Below are 4,940 nucleotides of genomic sequence, written 5' to 3'. Positions count from 1 at the left end.
CGCGATTAAACTTCTTTAAGTATATATGTACTATATTTAGATGCGTTCGCCCTGCTTCCTTAACTCGTTACAAATGCTTAAAGTTGTACGAAAGAGCTACAAACTGGCACGTATTTGTAGGTTTCATGAGCTGAATAACGTAGGTTTGTTAAACCTTAGTCTGGTCAAGTTTGAGCTTTTTACAAGCTCCCGTCATACCTTTTGGGTTGACGGCGAGTTCTTGACTTATTTAAGAATCAATAAGATTGAACACTCTCATTACAAATAAAGCGAGTAAGCCACAAGGCAATTGCACTGAATTATTACCACCAAACTTTGTTTTTTAAGAACATAACTTAACTCAAACGAAAAAACAGTTGAAAAAGCTAAAAAATTAAAAATTCTAAATAGGTGTCAGATAGGGGTCATATAATACCTAAAAATAAATAATTCTAAATAGGTACTAAATGGGAGTTATATGAGTTACAATTAACACTCATTTAGGGTATCCTCAAAAAGTCCTGATTTTATGCCGCAATTAACCCCGATGACAAATATCCATGCACTGCAAAAAATTTTTCCGGCAGGCTTTGACAATGGCTATGGCAGTTTGAAGCTGTGGGTCGATGGCTTTGATGTTGTAAGAGTCCCCAGCTACATTTCCACAGCAGATATGGAAGACGTTCCAGGGAGAGTGGAATTTAATGGGACAGTATACACAGTTGGTGAATCTGCTTTCCGTGCTGGAAATCATTTTGAACGCAATACTGATAGCAATGACAACAAAATCAAGAATGCTCTAACGACTCTATTGGGAGCATTAGCACATTTGCCACACCGCAAAGCTTGGCATTTGAAGTTAGTCGTCAGCTTGCATGATGTTGCTCTAGCAAAAAACTTAACGCAAGTCCTTAATGGAGAATACCTTGCTGTCCTTGCTGGTAAACCCTCAGAAGTCAAGGTAGAAGTCTTGAAGGTGGTTCCAGAAGGAATGGGAGCTTTGTTTGGGCGTTCCCTTCCCAAAAAGTTAACAGTGATTGATTTTGGCAATGGCACAACACTGTATTCTCGATACACTCAAGGCAAACGGGAAGTACACACACCTTACCCAGTCGGTGTAGAAGTCCTCATCGATGAGATTGCCCAAAAAATGAAACATCTTAATGGGGGTAAAGTTGGGGACGCATCAAAGGTGCGATTTTGCTTAGAAAACGAACACACCAGATATAGTCGTGACATTGATATTAAAGATGTCTACATGGCTTGTTTTAAGGATTGGTATGAAAAATATTTGAAAAAAGTAGTAGGTATGGCCCTAGATGCCAAACACCAAGGCGATGAAATCTGGGCAATAGGAGGCGGCTGTTTATTGCCAGGGTATAAAAAGCTGTTAGAGAAAAATGGCTTCAAAGTCCTGGACAATCCGGTAGAGGCTAATGCAGTCGGGCTATTAGAGATGGCCAAAGCAATAGTTAACAGGGTGTAGGGTGTAGGGTGTGGGGTGTAGGGAAATGTCATTCTTAAAAGAAAGGGCTTCAAACAAAGACATTATATTTTTCGTACTACCTATGTCAAAATACATATTTCTTTTCATTCTATGTATAAATACAGAGGCTTGTATCCTGTTGTTTGGGGTACTCTTTCTTTCCCTACACCCCACACCCCACACCCTGCCCCGAAGGGGCTAGTTAACAAAAATTCTTAAAAACCCAATAGGATAAAGCCATGCTCAATAATCAAGATAATGTCTCAGATAAAGTACGTATCAGAAATAGTTATCGTCAGCGCATAATAGCAGAGGCTAAACAATTAGACAAAAGCTATTTAGAGACGGTTCATTTCATCATTGATTGCTATTTTGCATTCAAAAAAGGAGTGTTGAATATACAGCAACCAATAGCTTATACATCCGATTTCAATGGTATAGATACCAATTCAGGAGTATCTCGACAGTCTCTTACTAGTGTATCGACCAACCCTGAACAAGAGGATTCAGGCAATGAAACATTTTCCCTAGATTTTGAACTATAAATTATGTATGCAAACACAAAAAGACATTTCTCCTCTACACAAACAAGATCTGCCGCGCTTAATTGAAGTATGGGAAGCTTCTGCCCGCGCTACGCACTTATTCTTGAGCGAAAGTGACATCCAACTTTTTCCAGCCACTAGTATGTGATGAGCTGTCTCGTGCAAACGGACTGATCTGCGTGCAAGATGCGTCAGGTCAAAACAATTCAAAATTCACGCATTATCAATTCAAAATTACAATCAGTGGTGGCTTGAAACCCGCCACTGATTGAAAACCACTGATTTAAAAATCAGTGGGGGCTTTGACGCGAAGGATTAATTAATTCAAAATTTTTTCTTCTTAATTTTGCATTTTGAATTTTGAATTTTGAATTCAAAAAGTGGTCAAGTTGTCGGTTTTATTGGCGTGGTGGGGGGTGAAACTCAGATAAAACTGAAAAATCAAAGCCAGGTCAGTTAACGGTAAGCTTAAAGCATATTTCCAGCTAATTCTGCCACGCACTGCGTCTGCTTGCCGAGCCGATCAATTGATTTTATAAAAATAATACATTTACTTGCGGTTATTACTTAAGTAGGAATTTTACTTCATTTACGCAGAAATTCTCAGGTGCAAATCCGAATAGCAAGTGTATAAAGTTACAAGTGGCAGTACACAACTGTTGACAGTAGTGGGTTGTTATCTAGGTCAGAGCAGAATGGCCATCTCTTATGCAGCTTTACGGGTGTGGCGTGGGATTGCAAGTCAACGGCAGCAAATTAAAGGTTTTCTCCTTTGTTTTTTATCCGACAATCACACGCAACAGATGATGAGGGAGGTTCCACTCTAGGACAACGCCACAGCTAGCACTAAAGACTCATAACTTGAAGTACACCGTTATCAGGAAAACATCATGAGCCAAACCTTAATTACCCAAGAGTTCGGGATTATCATTGCTGCCAAAAACCACAAACCAACAATACTGAATCCAGATTTCCTCAAATACACTGGTATCGTCCCGACTGAATGGGAATTGGCTCGTCAACCGATATATACTCAAAGCGTATCCCAAGTAGCCTTTACCAACGGCATAGCTATCATAGCTGAACCGACGCGAGTCATGTTCATAGAAGCAATTGAAAATAAAGCAGTAAAAGAAATCAGTATTCCAGAAATCGCTAAAAAATATGTTGAAGCCTTACCAAATGTAGAGTATGAAGCTGTAGGTATTAATCCAAGAGGCTACGTTGCTTTTGAAAAGGAACAAGATGCAGCCCGCTTATTCCTAACAGAAACATTGTTATCCGGTGGTGCTTGGCAAGAAGTTGGGACTGCACCAGTGAGAGCAACACTGAACTTAGCTTACACTTTGGAGCGGGGGCCACTTTACCTGAGTATAAATGAAGCTTCTCTACGGAATCCAGACGAAACAAGCACTCCAATTGTGTTGTTTAGCGGTAGTTTTAGCTATGAAATCATAAGTGAAACAGTACTTGAACGTAAGAACAGCGTACATCAAGCCGTTGATAATTGGCAGGCAGATTTAGCAATTTACCAAGAAATTATCAACACTAAATTTATTGGAAAAAACAGCGAACAAAATAGTGTAGTTCCCAATGTATTTGCTATGAGTGCTGCTGTCTAAGCAGTAAGAAGTTTTTGTGACGATAGCGAACTTGACAAAAAGAAGTAGCAAGTTGTAAGTCGCAAGTCGGAAGTAAAAAATGGTAACCAGACAAACGAATTTATTCGTAGTAAGCCAATAAAGAATTTTGTCTCTACACCTAGTGCAAGACTTAAAGCGTCCTTACTTCAATCCTCCTATTTCGTTATGGGGTATTACTTGCAACTTGCTCCCAAAGCAAAAGAGCGACTTCTAAATAAATGGTAATTCCAAGGCATTTGGATAAATTATCAACTAAAAAATGCTGGATATTCGGCGGGCAGAGTAATTGCTACCGCCGATATTTGGTAGTTATAAATCTTCTGTGACTGAGCTTTTGTTAAAGGTTCAGAAAAAGTCATATTTGAACGAAGTCGGAAGTTTGAAGTCGGAAGTCGGAAGTCGTTCGTTTAAAGTTGTTACTTCCTAGTTCCGACATTTAAGGGTTTAAGTCCCTATCCCCAAGACACAAGCTTGTTTTATGTTGGGGTTTAAATAAATAGACGCTACCCACAATCGAAGAGGTAACTCTTAGAGACGCGTATGGGACGCTATTACAAAACCGTACTTGCGACTTCCGACTTTCAACTTCCTACTTATTGAACGATTATCTATTTTTTTATATATCAGGGGTCTATATGTCAGGGATAAACGAATTGTTTGGGATCTCCGACTCACTGCTGGTGAACGATGGGTCTATAATGCCCGTGATTGAAGATCCATTCAAATTGAGTCAAGGAATCGGAATTTCTCCAAATAATTCTTCAACATCAACAGTTGGATCTCCTAGCACAGACCTAATTATATTTAATACTCCATTATCTTCAACTACTTTTGCACAACAGCCCCCTGTAACAGAGGCTGCTTTTTTACTAACAGCAAATTTTAGTGAAACAACAAGCAGTGGCTTCGATCCAATTACAGGTATGACAGGAGATCAGCCCTTAATTGGCTTGTCCACTCAAGATGAAGTGGTGAATGTTAGCCCATTAAGTCCATCCTTTGAGACATTACAAGCTGAGATAACTCAACAGCAAACTAGCACTCCAAGTGAGCCTGTTGAGCCAAACAATCTCCCACACTTGAACCAATTAACACCGGAAATATTAGAAAGATTCCGTACCGAGGCGATCGCCCGCTGGACAAATGCGGGGATTACTCCCGGAGAACAAGGTATTCTTCAGGAAGTACAATTGGCGATCGCCGATTTACCTAGTTTGAAATTAGGTTTGAACGACAATACCTTTGCCAAAACAAGAGTATGAAGAGAGAGGGCGCTCTGTAGTAGAG

The 4,940-nt window shown here is 39.8% G+C and carries 4 protein-coding genes; all 4 read left to right on the top strand.

Annotated elements, in window-relative coordinates; genetic code table 11:
- Positions 1 to 526 precede the first annotated feature (526 nt).
- A complete protein-coding gene (locus RMY63_RS41090) occupies positions 527 to 1,465 on the top strand; it encodes a ParM/StbA family protein (RefSeq protein ID WP_322734176.1) in 939 nt (312 codons plus the stop codon).
- Positions 1,466 to 1,704: 239 nt separating this feature from the next.
- Positions 1,705 to 2,010, top strand: a complete 306-nt coding sequence (locus RMY63_RS41085) for a hypothetical protein (protein ID WP_322734175.1) — start codon at positions 1,705 to 1,707, stop codon at positions 2,008 to 2,010.
- Between the two features lie 890 nt (positions 2,011 to 2,900).
- Complete coding sequence (locus RMY63_RS41080; RefSeq protein WP_322734174.1) at positions 2,901 to 3,632, top strand: hypothetical protein; 732 nt, start codon at positions 2,901 to 2,903, stop codon at positions 3,630 to 3,632.
- Between the two features lie 656 nt (positions 3,633 to 4,288).
- On the top strand, positions 4,289 to 4,915 hold the full coding sequence (locus RMY63_RS41075) for a hypothetical protein (RefSeq protein WP_322734173.1): 627 nt from the start codon (positions 4,289 to 4,291) through the stop codon (positions 4,913 to 4,915).
- Positions 4,916 to 4,940 lie beyond the last annotated feature (25 nt).

Origin of the sequence: Nostoc sp. ChiQUE01b, from assembly GCF_034531255.1 — a bacterium.
In the GTDB taxonomy this organism is placed as follows: domain Bacteria; phylum Cyanobacteriota; class Cyanobacteriia; order Cyanobacteriales; family Nostocaceae; genus Nostoc.
This window is presented reverse-complemented; position numbering and strand designations above follow the sequence as displayed.